This window comes from Streptomyces sp. NBC_00080 (assembly GCF_045041255.1).
GTDB classification, from domain to species: Bacteria; Actinomycetota; Actinomycetes; order Streptomycetales; family Streptomycetaceae; genus Streptomyces; species Streptomyces coriariae.
In genome coordinates this window covers 1-15,754 of record NZ_CP108235.1, presented here as the reverse complement: position 1 = coordinate 15,754, position 15,754 = coordinate 1, and the positions used below count along the sequence as shown (strand labels likewise).

At 71.3% G+C, this 15,754-nt stretch carries 12 protein-coding genes; 3 read left to right on the top strand and 9 right to left on the bottom strand.

Annotation, left to right across the window (positions count from 1 at the left end; all coding sequences use genetic code 11):
* Positions 1-503: 503 nt before the first annotated feature.
* Positions 504-1,880: a helix-turn-helix transcriptional regulator gene (locus OHU34_RS00060; protein WP_405763951.1), complete on the top strand. Its 1,377-nt coding sequence runs from the start codon at positions 504-506 to the stop codon at positions 1,878-1,880.
* Positions 1,881-2,130: 250 nt separating this feature from the next.
* Here OHU34_RS00060 and OHU34_RS00055 read toward each other — a convergent pair whose 3' ends face one another.
* A complete protein-coding gene (locus tag OHU34_RS00055) occupies positions 2,131-2,604 on the bottom strand; it encodes a hypothetical protein (protein WP_405763949.1) in 474 nt (157 codons plus the stop codon).
* Between the two features lie 374 nt (positions 2,605-2,978).
* Between OHU34_RS00055 and OHU34_RS00050 the strand changes: the two genes are divergently transcribed.
* A complete protein-coding gene (locus OHU34_RS00050) occupies positions 2,979-3,197 on the top strand; it encodes a hypothetical protein (protein WP_405763947.1) in 219 nt (72 codons plus the stop codon).
* A gap of 53 nt (positions 3,198-3,250) precedes the next feature.
* Here OHU34_RS00050 and OHU34_RS00045 read toward each other — a convergent pair whose 3' ends face one another.
* The 8 genes from OHU34_RS00045 to OHU34_RS00010 all read right to left on the bottom strand — a co-directional run bounded on the left by OHU34_RS00045 (position 3,251) and on the right by OHU34_RS00010 (position 14,972).
* The gene (locus OHU34_RS00045; RefSeq protein WP_405763945.1) at positions 3,251-3,388 is read right to left on the bottom strand and encodes a hypothetical protein; all 138 of its coding nucleotides are present in this window, start codon (positions 3,386-3,388) and stop codon (positions 3,251-3,253) included.
* 1,051 nt (positions 3,389-4,439) lie between these two features.
* The gene (locus OHU34_RS00040) at positions 4,440-4,598 is read right to left on the bottom strand and encodes a hypothetical protein (RefSeq protein WP_405763943.1); all 159 of its coding nucleotides are present in this window, start codon (positions 4,596-4,598) and stop codon (positions 4,440-4,442) included.
* 219 nt (positions 4,599-4,817) lie between these two features.
* Positions 4,818-5,345: a hypothetical protein gene (locus OHU34_RS00035; protein WP_405763941.1), complete on the bottom strand. Its 528-nt coding sequence runs from the start codon at positions 5,343-5,345 to the stop codon at positions 4,818-4,820.
* A gap of 687 nt (positions 5,346-6,032) precedes the next feature.
* Positions 6,033-7,700: a hypothetical protein gene (locus OHU34_RS00030; RefSeq protein ID WP_405763939.1), complete on the bottom strand. Its 1,668-nt coding sequence runs from the start codon at positions 7,698-7,700 to the stop codon at positions 6,033-6,035.
* 229 nt (positions 7,701-7,929) lie between these two features.
* Positions 7,930-10,449, bottom strand: a complete 2,520-nt coding sequence (locus OHU34_RS00025) for a DEAD/DEAH box helicase family protein (protein ID WP_405763938.1) — start codon at positions 10,447-10,449, stop codon at positions 7,930-7,932.
* Between the two features lie 259 nt (positions 10,450-10,708).
* Entirely contained in the window at positions 10,709-11,194 is a 486-nt protein-coding gene (locus OHU34_RS00020; RefSeq protein ID WP_405763936.1) for a hypothetical protein, read from the bottom strand.
* Complete coding sequence (locus OHU34_RS00015) at positions 11,191-13,329, bottom strand: hypothetical protein (protein ID WP_405763934.1); 2,139 nt, start codon at positions 13,327-13,329, stop codon at positions 11,191-11,193. The genes OHU34_RS00020 and OHU34_RS00015 overlap by 4 nt, the downstream gene beginning before the upstream one ends.
* Positions 13,330-13,847: 518 nt before the next feature.
* Positions 13,848-14,972, bottom strand: a complete 1,125-nt coding sequence (locus tag OHU34_RS00010; RefSeq protein ID WP_405763933.1) for a hypothetical protein — start codon at positions 14,970-14,972, stop codon at positions 13,848-13,850.
* Between the two features lie 112 nt (positions 14,973-15,084).
* Here OHU34_RS00010 and OHU34_RS00005 point away from each other — a divergent pair, with 112 nt between their 5' ends.
* Entirely contained in the window at positions 15,085-15,252 is a 168-nt protein-coding gene (locus OHU34_RS00005) for a hypothetical protein (protein WP_405763931.1), read from the top strand.
* Positions 15,253-15,754: the final 502 nt, after the last annotated feature.

Below are 15,754 nucleotides of genomic sequence, written 5' to 3'. Positions count from 1 at the left end.
CAACCGGCCAGGATGGCACGGGCGCGGAAGGTCAGCAGCCCCTTTCTCCACCCACGAAAGATCGAGACCCCACAGCAACACCCTGTTCCGTACTGCACCGCCGGGCGCTGCCAGGAGGGCGGCCGTGTTGCAGGTCCGCAAGGAGTTGGTCGATGAGGGCTTCTCGTAGGCGGGCCGGCCGTGGGCGCGCATGGCGGCATGCTCGCAACGTCCCGACGTCGCGGCGGCGGCCCGCCTGTCGCAGTCGCGCCCGTGCGGCGCCCGCCCGGCCCCCGGCAGGAGCAGGTGAAGGCTGCTCCGGCGTGCGGAGGCGCCGAGGCGTGAGGTGCAGCGACTGCGGCACGGCAGTGTTCTGATCCTCTGGCCTGGCCTGGAGGCTGTCTCGACTTCCGCTGTGCAATGTTGACTTGAAAACGCTGTGCCGATGTGTTTGCAAGTGGTGTACCAATGGGCATCGAAAGTGTTGTAGCCAACTACAGCACTAAGTGGAGAGGGAGAAGTCCTTGGTCTACGACATTCGTCCGCTCGCCAACGGGCTGCGGACAGACCACCCGGTGCCCGGTCTGCCGTTCGTCGACGACTCACACCTGCCGCTCGACGACGGCCCCGACGCCATCGAGGCAGTCGGCCGGAACCAGGGCGAAGGCATGTGGGGCCGGTGCGACACCTCCCGCGAGGGGGGCTGGCTGGCCTTCACCACCGACCCGATCGCCCACCACCTGGGCTGGGCCGTCCGCTACCACCCCGAGCACGGGCGCACCGTGCTCCTGCTGCGCGATAAGGACACTGCCGGCCTGCACACCTACTGGTCGGGAGCGCCGCTGCTGTTCCGGGCCGGCGGCTACTGGTGGGACGGCGACGCCTGGTACCGGCCCGGACAGATCTGGGACCCGGTCACCGAGGACTACGCACGCCACACGGCACGCGCCACGGCCACCGTCCACGCCGACGACATGCTCGACGGCCGCGCCCACCCGGACCGCGCACCCGTGCACAAGGTCGCCACGTTCGACCCCGCCACCGCGGCGCCCAAGGACTGGCTCGACCACCTGACCCGGTGGGCGCAGCACCACCAGAAGCAGGACGATCCCCTGCCGCTGGAGAAGTGTGTCGTCGACCTGGCCAGTCCCGAACTCACCGGGGACCGGCTGCTCGGCGTGCCCGAGATGGCCGCGCTGGGCGGCATCACGGCCTCCACACTGCGGGGCTACATCTCCCGAGGAGAGAACGACGTGCCGCTTCCCCAGGCGACCGTCGGCGGACGGGCCCAGTGGTCACGACCGGTCGCCGAGGACTGGGCGGAAGCCCGGCGCCGCTCCTCCGAGGGGCTGAAGGACGCCATGTCGGCCGGCGACCGGCACCGTCTCGCCCCGGGAGCGGCTCAGATCCGCGACCGCTTCAGCGAGACCTTCTTCAGCTTCCTGTGGAAGCGGCCCGACATCCGCAGGCGGTGGGGCCTGCGCCATCGCAACGAGCCGAACGTGCGGGAGGTGGCCGACCAACTGGCCTTCGAGGTCGCCGACAGCCTCAGGCGGATCATTCCGACCGACGCCCTGGGGCCGACCCTGCGCCACGCCGTCCTGGAGGACTTCGCCACCTCGCTGCGCGTCAGCGAACGCCGGGGCGGCCAGCTCAAGGCCTTCGACCTCATCCTGTCGGTTCCCCTGGCGAAGATGCTCAGCTGGTTCATCCAGCACTTCCCGACCTCGGCCCAGTGGTACGTCGGCGAGATCATGGGTGAGGCGGACAAGCAGCTCGGCATCCCCGCCCGGGTGACGGGCGAAGCGCTGCGGCGGTCCGCGACCACGAACGGGGAACTCGACGGGCAGACCGCGAAGGAGTTCTTCTCCCGTGCCGTCCCGCGCGAGCCGGAGGGATGAGGTTCTTCACCGATCGTGAGGGGCGCCAAGCCAATCCCAGTGGCTTGGCGCCCCTGACGACTGTACTGGCGAGCGGAGCCGGCCCGGGAGCAGCACCGGGAACAGCGCTGGCCGTCACGCTGCCGTCCTCGTGAAGCCCTCTGCACAGCCCTCATTCCGTCCCCCAGGTCCGCAACGGCACCGCAGGGGCGGCCGGGCCTTGAGACCGGCCGCCGATCCCGCTCGACTCGCGGAACAGCTCACCGGCCCTTCAGGGAGCCGTGCTTGTGCGTACTGCGTGGCGTATGCGGGGGTCGGCGGTGCGGTCGTCGGCGAGGTGGCTGAAGTGCTGGGCGGATTCCGGGTGCTCGCGCAGGACCGCGGCCATGACGGATGCGGCTTCGCTCTCCAGAGCCCGCAGCCAGGGAGTGATCTTGGCTCGGGCGCTCCACTGGTCCCAGGCCCCGTCCCAGGTGCACATGGTGTGCGCGGCCTCTTCCAGCAGATCCCAGTCGCACTGGTCGGCGGCGTAGGCGCAGATGTCCCGGAGCCAGATCACGACGGCTGCGGCGTCGCCGAACTGCACCATGTGCGTGTCGTCTCCGTCGACGTGCTCGGCCAGGGCACGCAGGAGGCTGTGAGCTTGCGCGGGGTCGCGTTCGAGGGCCGGTCCCGCCTGCTGGATGTCGAGGCGAGCGAGCACACCGACGTGGATTTCGTAGTCTTCGGGGTGACCGCCGGCCAAGGCCAGCAGCGTGTCCGCGGCGGCCGAGTCGCCGGTATCCGCGGCTTCGAGCAGCGCCTGGGCGCTCTCAAGGGGGTCTGCGGGGATGTCCGCGTGCTCGCGGTCGATCAGGGCGAGCAGCTCGCTGGCGGTCTGAGGGCGACGCTGCGGGTCCAGATGCGTGGTGGCGCGGACGACGGGGCGCCACGGGCCGGGAGGGGGGCAGTTCCGCCCTGTCGCCCGACAGACCCCCTTCTCCGCCCGTCTCCGCCTGGTGGAGACGGAGGCCTGAGCGGCATGGTGGGGCCCGTTGCTGTCTGCCGGGCCCTGGGAGCCGTAAGGGGTACAGGCAGGGCCCGCACGGGGCCCTCCCGCCCCGCACGAGAGGCCCCACCATGGCCCAGCGCATCCGCATCTACACGGTGATCAACGCGAGCGCCGTTCTCGGCCCCGGCGCCGTCCACCATTTCGCGGCCCCCGACGCCCCGGCCGGAGCCGTCCGCACCATCACGGTCCACGGCCAGCGCCACCGCGTCTGCGCCGAGGGCTACCTCGTCCACGACGAGGTGTACGGCCGCATCCCTGCCGCCCGATTCATCGACGTCTACCTGTAGGCGGGTCCGGCGGGGAGCGCTCATCGAGGACGCGGGCGCTCCCCGCCGGTGCGTCACTTGCCGAAGCGCACGCAGCCCAGGGTGAGAATCCCTCCCGCGGCGAGGCCGTAGGTGAGCCAGGGGGTCGGACCGGCGGGGATGATGTGGGCCACCTCCCCCGCCTTGATCACGAACGGGGAGGCGAGCGTCACGGCGGCATTCGAAGGGAGCCAGACCCGGCCCCGGATCGTTCGGGAGCGTCCCCCGATTGTGAAGGTGATGCCGGGCTTGTTGGAGTCGGGGAACTTCTCTCGTGGTGTCACGATGGGTGTTGCCTCCTGTTGTCTCGACGCGTGGAACCGGCGATACACGGAGCACTCGGGGCCGCCCTTCCTAGGGGGCGGCCCCTCTCCGTGCCTGGCGGTCTCTCGACCGCTAAACCCATGATGACCAGCGGTTCCGACACTCCTGTACACAGACGACGGTCCGCGGGCGTATGCCGGGGAGCCCTCCCTGGCGAGCTCTCGCGCTCGCTGATTGCGCGGGCTGAGCTGCGTGTTTGCCGATTGCCGGCGCCGTCTGTGCGGCCTTCGAGGCATGTCCGGCTGTTCGAGAGCTCTTTCGGCCCCTGACCTGCGGGAACGGCTCCTTTGGGGCACCCAGGTCACGCTCTGCGGGATCGTCGCTAGAGCGAGCGAAAATCACCCGTTCGGGTTGGAATGCCTATTGGTTCTTCCGCAAGGGTGAGTCGCGGCTGAACTTCGTGCCGGGCAAGGGGTGTTGGAGTGGTTGCTCCTCGCCGTGCGGTCCGGGAACGGCCGGCGACGGCGCATGTCGAAGATGTCCGCGTCCCGTGGCCCTCGGCGACCATCTTGTTGCGGGTCGAACGGCCTGCCGGGCCGCCTACGGCCTGCGAGGCGGGCGCCGGGGCAAGTCCGCCAGATACGCCTCCTCGACGCCCCGGGATGGCCCCACGGCGCTCCCGCGCGCCTTCGACAAGCAGCTCGCGTAGGATCCGGCCCGGACCGGCACCCGGCTGATCGACGAAGTGCGCCGCGTCCTGCGCCACTTCATGCAGCGCGAACGCAGGCCTGCCAGGTGTTCAGCCTCGCCCGGCAGGTCCGCCAAGGGACCGAATGCGCCTTGCCGATGACCGACCGGCTTCCTCCGGCCGACCCGGCAGCCCGGCCTCTGCCCGGCCCCCAGGGGGCCGGGCCCTGCGGCGACGGTCGCTGAACCGCCCTGCCGCGCCGCCTAGAGCGGTCACGGCTTCAGCAAGACGGCCAGGGCCGTGAAGGCGGCCAGGGCGATGCCGAGCGCCGGAACGAGACTCGGGTAGAGCACGGCGATCAGCGCGACGAACGCGGTCCCGATCAGCAGGACGGCGAGGGTGAGGCGGTCCTGGCGCGGGTCGTTGGGCATGTGGTCCTCCTGTGGATCGAGCGAAAAGGTGTCCCCTCCGGGCACCGGGCAATCCAGGCAGTTCCGATCGATCCGTGTGGTGGGCTGCTCACCGGTGACGGACGGCAGCGGCAACGCCAGCCGGACGGGCAGGCGACCGGGCGCGGGCACAACGGCCTCGCCTCTCGAGGCAGCGACACCGCCTGGCTCGCCACGTACCTGCCGTTGCCGCGGATGGGGTCACTCGGACAGGCAGTGTCCGCTGCTCGTGGCGCGGGCGAGCACGGCGAAGGCAGGCTCGCCGCCCCGCAGGCGGTGCTTGACGCGCATCCCGTCCAGCAGGACGTTCATCGCGGACAGGGTGATGCCCGCGGTGCGGCAGTCCCGGGCGATGGCGGCGCCGTCCACACCGACGGCGCGGATCCACGCCTCCATCTCCGCGGGCCACAGTCCCACCGTGGCCCAGGCCCGTGCACGGTCCCGCAGCGCAGACGGGCGAAGGTGTGTCGCCTCGCGGCTGAGCAGAGTGAAGGCGTGGCGCTCCAGTGAGCGCCGGTCGTCGCGGCGGTGTTTGCCACCGTCCGTGCGCCGCCGGGCCGCGGTGGCGCGAGCGGTGCGCCGACGCGCCGCGGCGAGGTCGTCCGCCAGGTCCAGGCCCTCGCGGGCGGCGATGGCCTCGGCGGTGTCGGCCGGTGTGCCGGACTCGGCAGGGGCGAGGCAGTCGTAGAGGGCCTGCAGTTCGGTGTCGGTGAACCGGGCACGCGTCATGGCGATCTCCTGAGGGTGTGCGGGCATGCCGAAGGCCCCGTCGCCGGGCTGGGCAACGGGGCCTTCAGGGGATGCGGAGTGTGGTGGCGAGGGGCAGTCCGTGCGCGCGGCTCTCAGCAGAGCGGGCTGACTTGAGCGGACTTCCGGTGCTGCGCAAGCGCGGGTACACCCCGCACATAAGCGGGCAGCTTAGCCAACCATTGCGGCAAGCACGCCAGTTCACGAGAAATCACAGGCCAGAACCCTGCAAGGATCATTTCAATGCCAACAGCCCAAATGGGTGGATACTTTCGTGAAGCGGACGGCTACGTGACAGCTCCTGCGACCCGTGACGGCAGCCAGCACCGCCCCCACGGCCGACAGACAAATGGCTACCTCCCGCACGAGCCCGGGCTCTACCGTGGGCGGACGAACTGGGTCAGCGCGATGGCCACGTCCAGGTCGTGTGACCGGCTGGCGGAAGCGCATGGACTCGACCAGTTCGGTGTCGAGCGCCACGGGCTGCGCCCATCCGTTGCCGCTGCTGAAGAACGCCGTCAGCTCCACGCCCACCCCCGCTGGTGATCCTCCAGGACATCGTCGGCCGTCAGCGACGCGGCCACCAGAGGGCGCGCGACCCTCGCGCCGTCGCGACCACGTCTAGGCCGTCTCCGTGTACCCGCACCTGCCACCGTCTCGGCGCCGCCGTCACACCTCGGCGCTACTGGGGCGTTCGGGCCCGAGGTAGCGCACGGCCGGGAAACGCTCGGCGATGCGCATCATCACGGTTGCGTGCCCGCGCGCGGCGAGGTCGCGCCGGGCCTCTTTCATGTTCAGGATCTTGTCCATGGTGTAGATCTCGGTGCAGGGCCCGAGGTCGATCTCGTGCTCGCCGAAGGTGAAGAGTGTCGACTCGCAGGCGTTGGTGACGCGGAGCATCCCGTCGCGGAAGAGGTCGCCCAGGTTGGTGAGGGCCTCGGAGCTGCCGACGCCCACGGACACGGTGTCGCCCCGTAGTACGACCTCCTCCCCGTCGAGCAGCGCGAGAGCATCCTTGACCTCTAGTGCTTCCCGTTTGCCGAAGTCGTCGGGGAGTAGGAAGAACTGGTGAGTGCGGGCCTGCAGTTGTCCCAGATCGGCGAAGGCGTCGGCCCATAGCTGGGCCTCGCCGGGCTCCCAGCCGGCCGGTGTCATGCTCGTGGCGATCGGCGCCCGCATCCGGCCGGTACCGGCTCCGGCGAAGCCGACCTCCAGGAAGCGTCCGGGGCGGCTGAGTGCGATCAGCCGGAGCACCGGCACCATGGTCTGCGGCAGGACCGACTCGGGCAGCTTGAAGGAGAACGTCAGCCGGGCGGAGTGATCACGGGGGGTATAGCGCAGCCGCACCCGAAGCAATCCGGTGCCGTCGCGGCCGTGGAGCGTTCCGCCGTCGGAGCCGCTGATCCGGTGCGTGAAGGTCACGGGCAGGGAGGCGAGCGGAACGCCCGAGGACTGCTGGACGACGACCTGCCCCCGCAGCGGCGGTGTCACCTCCCGGCGGGGCGAGGTGATGCGCACGCCCCCGATCACGAGCCGCTCCAGCCCCAGCCCGGCGGGGCCCGACAGGGCGGCTTCGGCGAGGTTGTCCGCGGTCAGCTCCACTTCGCCGCCGAAGCGCAGGGCCTCCTCGAACCGCAGCCTTCGCCGGGTCTCCTGTGGGTCACCGTCGGCGAACCGGACCCGGGCGGTGAACTGGATGGCGTTCTGCCCGTCCGGGTCGGGCCCCCGGGGCGTCAGGTGCACGACCGTCCGGCCGTCGGCGTCCAGGGCGGTGTGCACCGCGTGGTGCGGGGAGATCTCCCGGACCCGGGCATGCAGCGCGCGGGCCCGCTCGACGTAGTCGCTGATCCCGCCGGCCAGCACATCGCGCTCGGCACGCGCCTCGGCGATGCACTCCAGGATGTAGGCCTCGGCCTCCTGCAGCGCGTAGCGCACCAGACCGGGCTCGGCCGCGAACTTCTCGTCCAGCCAGCTGCGCCCCAGCCACCGCCGCACGAACGGGAACTCACTGCGCAGGCCGTCGAACCACCGCTGCTCGGCGGGGTTCGCATCGATCGGCACGAGGAGATCCCAGTGGTCCGGCTGGTGACGGGCCGCGGACACCAGCGACCGCTCCACCTGCCTGCGCCGCCCCGTACCCATCCGGCCGGTGAACGACTTCGCCTCGTACACGACCAGTTCACCGTCGTCGGTGTACTCGAACAGGTCCCGGCCGCCGTCCCCGCCCGTCCCGTCCACCGCCTGCGCCCGCTCCCGCAGACGCATCACCAGCAGCGTCACCAGGGACTCCGACAGCCTGGGGTTCTCGGCCAGCTTCTCCCACGGAACTCTCACCACACGCCCACCCTACGAACCCCCTCTGACATCCCGACCCGCTCCGTACGCCGAACTCCTCGCCCCGCCACCGCCCCCCGGCCCCGGCGGGCAGGGCCACGGTGCCAGGGGCTGCCGACCGGCCACCGTCGCCCGCCGGGGTCGCCCGCCCGTGCCTGCCGGCCGGTACGGGCATGCCGGTATACGCGGCGGCCCGTACCGGCCCAGGACCCCTCTGACTTCCGGGTGTTGATCAGGCGCGCACGGGTTCGGAGTAGGTGGTGAAGAGCCGGTCGCCGGTGAGTTTGTGGTGCGTGAGCTGATCGCGGACGGCCTGTTCGTCCGCCCAGCGGTCCGGGCTGCTCGCGAGCGCGGCCACGTAGGCCGTCACGGCCTCCTTCAGCTTCTCGAACATGGCCGGGGTGACGACGCGCATGCCCGGCACCGCGGTGGCCTTGGCGTCGCGGACCCGGCTGGGATGCAGCATGACCGCCACGGCCTCCACTTCGGCGTTGTGGTCGTTGAGCCAGCGGACGCTGCCGCCGAGCTGGTCCATGTCCTTCTTCGCGATGGTGTCGGTGGTGCAGCCGGTCTTCAGCTCGACGACGGCCTGCCGCGCCGACGAGAGCGCCCACAGGTTGTCCGGGCCCGTGCCGTACAGCTTCTCCGGCCGCGTGCTGGCGAACCCGAGATGCAGCCCGAGCTGCTGCCAGGCCCGCTCGGCGTCGTCGGAGCGCTCCTCCTCGCCCCACACCACGTCCTCGAACAGCGCCTGTACACCGAGCCTGAGGCTGACGCCGTCGCGGTACCGGGCGGCCAGGAACTCGGCGGCGGCGCGCGACTGCACCGCGACCGCCTTGAGCTGGACAGGGGCGCCGCCGTTGACGGGGCGCAGGACGAACGGGTTGTCGTCCAGCGCCCCGGCCAGGGCCCGCTCGGCGGCCGCGCGATCGGTCAGGTGCAGGTAGGCGGCCTTCTGCTCCCGCAGCCAGCCCCGCAGCGCCCTGTCGCCCTCGCCGAGGTCGTTCACCGCCTTCTGCACCCGCTCGGCCGCGGCCGGGGCGCGGCCGGTGGCCGCGAGGTCGAACGCCTCGCGCAGCGCGACCGCCTCGTCCCGCACCGTCCCGTGCTCGGCGTAGCGCACCTCCGCCAGCGCCCGCCGGCTGCGCTCGCGCCACTGCGGCACCCGCCCCAGGCAGGCCCGCAGCGCCTGCCTCACCGCGTCCAGCCCCTCGCCCTTGATCTGACCGGCGATGTCCCGGCTCAGCTTCAGCTGCGCCTGCGTCGCCGGGGAGAACAGAGCCAGGTGGCGGGCGTCGTGGATCGCCGTGGCGAGCTTCGCCCCCAGCAGCAGGACCGCGCAGTAGTCCTCGCCGTCACGCACGCCGCGGCCCATGCCCTGCTCGATCCGCTGGACCTCCCTGGCCAGGCGGACAGTGCTGTCGGACAGCGCGAGGGCCTCGCGCCGCTCCACCGCGTCCAGAGGCTGGGGGACACCGTCGAGGATCAGCAGACGGCAGGCGCCGGCCGGGAGGTTGACGCCGTCGTACTTGTTGACCAGCACCACCAGGCCCACATGACCGGCCTGGAGCTCCTTCACAACCGCCTCGAGGTCACCGACCCACCAGGTGCGGTCGGCGTAGCGCGCCCACGCCCCGGCGGCCCGGTCGCTGGGCACCAGCACGACCACGTTGGCCGGCTCGGTCTCAGCGACACCGTCACCGTCCTGGTCCCCGTCGGCGAACTGGCGGGCCAGCACGCGGACGGCCTCGTCGTCCAGGTCCGGGTTGAGCGCCACCGGGGCCAGGATCATCCGCTCACCGAGGTCGGAGGCACTGCCCGGCGTGACGGGCCTCGCGACGAGGGCCGGGTCGGCACCGAAGTCGGTGACCAGGGCGCTGTCGTCGGCGAGCGTCGCGGTCAGGTAGACCCGGCGCCGGGCACGCACGAACGACGGGATGCGGTCGATCGGCGGGCACGAGGGCCTGATCTCGATCGCCGACGACGTCGCCGTCGCGGTGCACAGGTACAGCACCTCGGCGAGCAGCGGCCACACGAACATGAAGGCCCGCTCCTCCCGGTGCGGGCGCACGATCTTCAGCACCTCCTCGCGCTTGTCGGCCCACGCCCAGAACGGGATCGGTGCCAACGCGGTGGGGTCCTTGTCCTCCAGCCCCGCCCAGGCGTTCGCCGACTGGTGCCGCAGGTCCTGCGCGAACAGCTCCAGCAGCTTGTCGTACGCCTCGTGCCCGGCGGGCACCCGCAGCCGGAACTGGTCCTCGGTCCGCGCCAGCGCGGCGTGCGCGTCGTCGACGACGACGATGCCCAGATCGACCGGATCCTTGCCGTCCCCGACGACACCGAAGGCCGACCTGCCGTTGAGCAGCTTCGGGTAGTTCGTCACCAGCACCGCCTGCGCGGTGAGGAACGCCGGGTCGTACGGATCGTCCGTGGTGGCGATGTTGAGCCTGGCGGCCTCCTCGCGGACCTGCTTGACGAGGTAGTTGTCCGGGGTCAGGTAGACGGCCTTGCCGATGCCCTCGTTCAGGGTGCTCTGCGCGATCAGCAGGCCGACGGCCGTCTTGCCCCCGCCGGTGTTCTGCTTGATCACCACATCGCGTTCACCGCGCCGCTCGAACCACTTGTCCAGCACCTCGCCCTGCTCATGCCGCAGATACGGCCACGGCCGGCTGGCCAGCCCCGCGTAGATGTCCCGGGGCCGCAGCAGCGCCTCGCTGTCCCCCGTACCGATCCGATCCCAATCCAGCGCCACTGCGCCGTCCTCCCTCACCTGTCCCGGCGGCCCCGCGCCGCCCGCACTTCCTCGTTCTTCAGGGCCGTCGCCCGCTCGGCGACGGCCTCGCGCCACACCGACGTCTCCAGGCCTCGGCGCGGCCCTGCTGCGGCTCTGGCACCCACGCCCGCCGGCGGGGTGCTTCCCCGGCCCGCCTGGAAGCGGCGGGCCGGGAAGCACCCCGTTCGCGGACCGTGCCTGGCTCGTCAAGCCGGCACCGCAGGACAGCGGCTGTCTCCTACCGCACCTGGGCGGGCAAGGAGACCAGCGTCGCGGGCGTCTGCGTGAGATCCACGCGCGGGTGGGCCGAGCCGTCCGCCGGGTTCAGCAGCCGGGCCGTCCACCCTTCGGCGACGCGGACCGCCTCCAGGGGAGTCCCCTCCGACAGCGGGAGCACGGTCAGCAGGCACCAGGACGTCCGCCGGGACACCCCGACCGTGCGATGGGCGTAGTGCTCGGCCAGCCGGTCGCCGACCGCGCCCGGGCCCTGGCGGCACACGCTGCCCACGTACCGGCACTCACGGCGGTTGTCCCACGCGACGTACACCGCGCAGCTCGCGGTCACCCGGCGGCGCACCACGTCCGGGCTGGCCCGGCACACCACCACCGGCGAGCCCGCGCGGCCCTCTGCGGTCGCGGGGAGGTCGAGCACTGGGCCCAGAAGCCGCAGGACCGGCCGCAGCGCCTGGCCGATCGCCGCCGACACTGTCAGAACCGTGCTCACTCGGCGTCCTCCCCGTCCCCGTCATCGTCCTCGTCGACCACGAAGATCGAGGGATCGACCGGCCCGAACTGCATGAGGATCTCTTCGAGATTGCCCAGCTGCACCCGCAGCGCCTTGACGGCCTCGAAGGTGCCGAAGACCTGGTTGCCGCGCTTCTGGCTCATACGGGCCAGGGCCCGTCCGGCCTTGGCCGCACCCTTGATGCCCTGGTCGAGGAGCCGACGCTGGCGCGCGTCCTCGGCCTCCGGTTCCGCCGACGTGCCGTCCGTCTTGGCCTTGGCCTCCGCGCGGTTCTTGGCGATGGTGGCCAGGGCGTGGGCCGGGTCGGCGGCGTGGACGAGGTCCCACTCGTAGTCGAGGATCTCCTGCACACCGGACTTGTCCAGCATGGGTTCGCCGTCGTGGACCACCACGCCCTCGACCTCGCGCTCCTGGGTGTGGAACAGCTTCGGCAGCACGGCCGGGTCGGCGGCGACGTGGGCGACGGCGATGGAGTGCAGCATCCGCAGCCCGCCGGAGGTCTTCGACAGCAGATCCAGCAGCTTCAGCGGCGTCGCCCGGAAGGGCGCCTTGCGGCTGTCGCGGTCGGTGCCTTCCTTCGAGCCGCGGTCCCGCGTGATGTACCCGTCGAGGATCGCGGCGGTCCCGCCGAGCACGGTCAGCTCCGCCACGGCGCCCTCCTTGCCGCCCAGGGCACGCTCGAGGATGTCGTCGAGCACCCCGAAGGCGTCGTCGCCGTTGGTCAGCTCCCACGGCTGCTTCCACACCCGGTCGGTGATCGTGCCGCCGTTGCCGAAGGCCCGCAGCGGCTGTTCGATGCCCTCCTTGCTGCGGTAGGCCGACAGCGCCATGGGCGCCAGCCGCTCGCTGATCGGCTGCCGGTAGGCCTTGGTCATCCCGAATTCCTGTTTGATCAGACGGTTCATGGCGTCCGCGTGCGGTCCGGCGAGCACCGCGTGCTGGTGGACGGCAGCCGACCACAGCCGGTGCGCCGGCACCCCGAGCAGCTCGTGCATGGCCTGCGTACCCACCGTGCCCGACAGCACCCGGTGCACGTCCGGGGCGATCAGGCCCTCGCGCAGGGCGTGCCGGTAGACCCGCTGCATGCCCTGCGTGTTCTGCGCCCCCGACGTCCAGGCGGTGACGCGGACGTGCAGGGTGGCCAGCAGGTCGTCCCGCGCCGCCACCAGGTCCGCCAGCGGCCCACCCCCGTCCGCCTGCGCGCCGACCACGACGGTGGCGGGGAAGGCCAGCGTGTGGCCCTCGCGTCGGGTCGCCTCGGTCAGCGTGGGCGCCGCCAGGTTCTTACGGGTCCGCGCCGTCAGCTCGCCCACCCGCCGCCGCGTGGCCGCCTGTTCCGCGCGGCTGCGCCCGCCGGACCGCTCGGTGGAACCGATGACGGAGGCGGTGCAGGCCGAGATGGCCTCCTCGATGTCGCCACCGGTGCGCGCCAGCCACATGCTCACCATCCGGCTGTTGCCGTCGCCCGCGACCAGGAAGGTGTCCTCGGTGCCGTCGTCGTACACGACGCGCATCACGAACAGCGTCAGCGGCTCCTTCACGCCCTGCTGGAGCACGCTCTCGGTGTAGACGTTCTCGCCCTTCTGGGCCTTGTACGTCTTCCGCATGCTCTCGCCGACCGCCTTGGCCAGCGCCTGGCGGTCCCGCATGCGAACCGTGAAGACCGCGAGCGGCTTGCCGGTCTTCGGATCGGTCACGGTCTCGTACGCCGGTACCACCGACGTGGACGGCGCCACGTCCATGGCCGTGCGCAACTGGTCCGCCCACCGCTGGTTGATGAAGTCCGGCAGGACGTCGAGGTCGAGGTAGCGGTAGTGCGGCGGGGTCGCGTACAGCATCCCGCCGACGACCGGCTTGGCCGTCAGCAGGCTGATCGGCTCACAGGCCACGAGGGCCTGCAGCCGCTCCGGGTCCACCGCACCCGAGGTGATGGCGTTCGCTGCGGCCTCGTCCAGCGCGGCCTCGGGGTTCTCGAGCAGCTCCCTACGGGTGCTGCGGAGCTTGGTCACCGGCAGCGGGTCCGCGACCGGCTCGGGGCGGCGCAGCAGGGGCGGCAGGCCCTCGTCGGGCTCCTGCCCATCGAGGCCGTCGAGTTCGTCGAACGAAGAAGTCACGATCTTGCTCTCCTGGGCATCGCGCGCAGCAGGAAATACCCGCGGCAGGGCGTGAGCCACTGCCTCCACTGCGCGCCGTCCACAGGGGGCGGCGAGCGCCGTCACGCTCCACCAGCGGCTCATGTCTCCGCGATGTCCCGTGCCGACCAGCGTTCCACGGTCCTAGGCGAGCTGCTGGTCAGTCGGATCCCCAGGGGACCGAACTCCCGTCGACGACGGGTGCCAGCCGATCTTCATGCCTCAGTTCGAACCCTGAGGCATGCAGTTCCATGTAGCCAGAGCGGTGCGCAGCCGACGACAACGAACTCCGCCGGCTCCACCCAAGCCTACGCCCATCTCCACCTAAAACAGACTGACTTCAAGATGACGGCTCGCAACCAGGCAAACACCCTGGTTAGTTCGGTACAGCCAAGCCCAACACCATTTCTGATCTGCGCCACTTGCAGGGGCCAGTCATCCGACAGAACAGGCCCAACGCGCTCTCGGCGAGCGTCCTGGTGCACGCCACCGCCTGACTCTCACCCGGCCGCGGTCTGTTCGCGCAGGGTGCGCATCCACGTCTCGCCGAAGCCGGCGGCGCCTGTGTCGTCGCCGGGGATCCGGAAGACGTACGGGTCGGCTGCGAGCTGCTCCATCAGCGCCTCGTACAGATTGTCGAAGGGCGGCTCCATGCAGACCGCCAGGGACTCGGCGAACTGGCCGGGGGAGGGGCTGACGGTGATGAGGTGGTCCAGGAAGGGAAACATGCCCCATTCGTCGATCCGCTGCCGCAGCGCGGCCTGCGCCGGTGTGTCCGGCATGAGCAGCCCGTGCATCACATACAGCCCGTAGAACCCGCGCAGACCGGTCAGCACCGTCCGCGCCCGCACGAGGTCTTCGTCACTGGCCCGCTTCACCGGACCCACCACGTCCGCATGCTGCTCCAGCAGCCCCCAGTCCACGGGCGGTACCTCGCCCCGCTCGGCCGCCCCCAGCATCTGCGCCCAGTCCTCGACCGTCAGGCCGTACATGCCGAACGCGGCGAACGCCTCGGCCAGCGCGTCCGCCCCCACCTCTTCCACTCCCAGACCGATCGCCGCGACCACGTGCACCATGCTCCTGGAGTCCGGCCCCTCGACCTCCACCGGCACGTCCTCGCCGGCCTCGAGCGCTGCGCGCACCAGGGCGGGGTTCGCCGCCCCGCGGCGCGGCGCCACGAGTCGGCCCGCGGTCGCGTACAGCGCGTCCTGCCCTTCCTCACCCGCCCCGGCCGCGCTGCGAGCGAACTCCACCAGCCGGTGCGACACCGACCTCTCCAGCACCCAGACGAGAGCCTGACGCACGGCGCCGATGGGGGGCTCCGGCACCTGAACCGCCCCCGGCCGCACGCCCATGCCGGCCTCGGCGAACCACTCCAGCACCGCCAGCCGACGATCCCGCCCCTGCCGAAGATGCCGCGCCAGCGCCGCGGCGCTCTCCACCACCACCGGATCGACCGCGTCCACCACCGACCCCTGCCCGCGCCCGAGCCCTCGGCGCCGGTGACGCGGCAACAACCCCGCCCGCCGCCAGCTCTCCAACTGGCTGGCCGTCACCACCACCTCCCGCGCGGCAAGTTCGCGGATCACCCACTGATCGGCCGGACTCGGCGCTCCTCGTGCCATGCCCACCATTACAACCCCGAGAAGCGCAATTTTCTGCGGATCTGCGGCTCTGGCTCACTGGTCCCAGCACCACAGCCCGCGCTGCCGCGCCCCGCCCGAACGGACACCCGCCATGCCGAAGAAGAACCGCACCCCCTTCACCACCCCGGACCAGGAGCACGTGACGCCTGACCCCGTCTCGTGGCGGCGCCTCGTCTCTGTAGCGCTCCTCACCGGAGCCGTCCGCCACATCGGGGCACTCCTGGCCGGCCTCGTGGTGACGTGGTGGCAGCACGACTGACACCCGCCTGAGCACGAAGAGGAACTCAATGTCTGTGCAGCCAACTGCAACTGACATCACCTACCCACACGGACACACCACATCCCGCCTCCGCCGCCTCCAGCCCGAGGAGGCACACACCCCAAAACCGGATCCACCAAAAATTTTGCGAGGAAGGAAACGACCAGCCAAGCACCCCGGCCACACTGCCTCGTAGCCAGCCGCCCGCGAATGCGGGCCGGGTCCGGGAGCGCAGCGGACGGACCCCTAGGCTCCTTCCAGGAGCGCAGCGACGAAGGAGCCGCTGGCTCGGAGCGCCAGCGGAGAGCCGGAGGGCACCAGCCCAATCTCCGGATACAGCAAAAGTTCTGACGGAGGGAAACAAGGCTCGGAGCGCAGCGCAGAGCCTTACTCCTCGCATCGCGAGGAGTCCCACTTCGGTTCCCGCGCGCAGCGCGGGGTTTCACTCCAACTTCCGCGCGCAGCGCGGAAGTTCCCTCAGAGCCTGCGCAGCGAGCTCTTA